We start from the raw sequence: 1,024 nt of genomic DNA on the forward strand, positions 1-1,024 counted from the left end.
TGAAGTGACCCCAAAAAGTTAGACACGTTATTTTATTAGGCAGCTTGTAGGGCATGAGTTCGGTATTGTACCGGGCTCATGCCTTTTAATTTTGCCTTGATTCGTTTGTGATTATAGTAATCTATATATTTTGCTAGTTCCTGTTTAAAGTGCTCTACACTTTCAAATTCTTTTAAATAGAGTAATTCTGATTTCATAATTCCAAAGAAATTCTCAATTACAGCGTTATCATAACAATTTCCTTTACGTGACATACTTTGGGTGATTTTATGTTCACGGAGGGCATGACGATACTGCTTCATTTGGTAATGCCAACCCTGATCAGAATGAATAAGGAGGGAATCCTCGTCTGATAATCGTTCAAAAGCTTGATCTAACATGGTTGAAACAAGTGAATAGGTTGGTCTTGAACCGATTGTATAGGTAATGATTTCTCCATTATATAAATCTAATATAGGAGATAAGTATAGCTTCTCCCCAAATAATTTAAACTCCGTAATATCTGTAACCCACTTTTCATTAGGTTTTTCAGATTTAAAGTTGCGGTCTAGAATATTCGGCGCAATTTTACCAACCGTTCCTTTATAAGAGCGATATTTTTTCATACGGACAAGACATTTTAATCCTAGCTCTTTCAGGATACGCTGTACTTTTTTGTGGTTTACCTTGTGTCCCCGATTTCTAAGTTCATCGCGAATACGACGGTAGCCAAAACGACCTTCATGCTCATCATAAATGGCTTTAATTAATTCTTTTAGCTCTGCGTCTGGATCAGGGCGGTCAAAGCTTTTCACCCAGTAATAATACGTACTACGTGGAATGTCTGCGAGCTTTATAAGTGCTTTCACCGGAAACTCGAGCCTTAATTCATAGACTACTTGTACTTTGTCTTGTTTGGTGATTTTCTCTTGTTTTGAACTAAGGCATTCAACTTTTTTAAATACGCATTCTCCATCCTAAGTTGCTCAACTTCGGCTTGGAGTGCTTCAAAAGAACCTTCAGTTGGAGTTTGTTTTTGGCTTTT

The 1,024-nt window shown here is 36.9% G+C and carries 1 pseudogene; it reads right to left on the reverse strand.

The annotated features are described in order from the left end of the window. Positions 1–35: 35 nt before the first annotated feature. A pseudogene (locus JMM81_RS22595) lies at positions 36–1,024 on the reverse strand (IS3 family transposase); the annotation flags it as partial.

The organism is Bacillus sp. V3B (assembly GCF_024494465.1).
Taxonomy (GTDB): domain Bacteria; phylum Bacillota; class Bacilli; order Bacillales; family Cytobacillaceae; genus Bacillus_BD.